At 70.1% G+C, this 428-nt stretch carries 1 protein-coding gene; it reads left to right on the forward strand.

The window, feature by feature from the left end; all coding sequences use genetic code 11:
• Window positions 1-428: 2-oxo acid dehydrogenase subunit E2 (locus tag DSP71_RS23240; RefSeq protein WP_258546296.1), on the forward strand; the 428-nt coding region annotated here is incomplete at both ends.

Consider the following 428-nt stretch of genomic DNA (forward strand, 5'->3'; position numbering starts at 1 on the left):
CAGCGTCCGACGCACCGGCCCAGGCTGCACACCCCGTGACGGCACCGATCCCCGTGATCGGCTCCCAGCCCGTCGCGCGCACCACCGCCAAGCCCGCCGCGGCCGCCCCCATCCCCGCCCAGGCCCCGAAGCCCGCCGCGAAGTCGGAGTCCAAGGAGGCTCCCGCTCCCGCAGAAGAGGACAAGGTCACACCGCTGCGCGGTCTGCCGAAGACCCTCGCGGCGAACATGGACGAGTCGCTCACCGTGCCGACCGCCACGAGCGTGCGCACCGTGCCCGCGAAGCTGATGATCGACAACCGCATCGTCATCAACAACCACATGGCTCGCACCCGCGGCGGCAAGGTCAGCTTCACGCACCTCATCGGCTGGGCGCTCATCCGCACCCTCGACGAGTTCCGCAGCCAGAACGTGTTCTACGCAGAGGTC

Source organism: Microbacterium sp. H6 (assembly GCF_003314775.1).
GTDB lineage: Bacteria > Actinomycetota > Actinomycetes > Actinomycetales > Microbacteriaceae > Microbacterium > Microbacterium oxydans.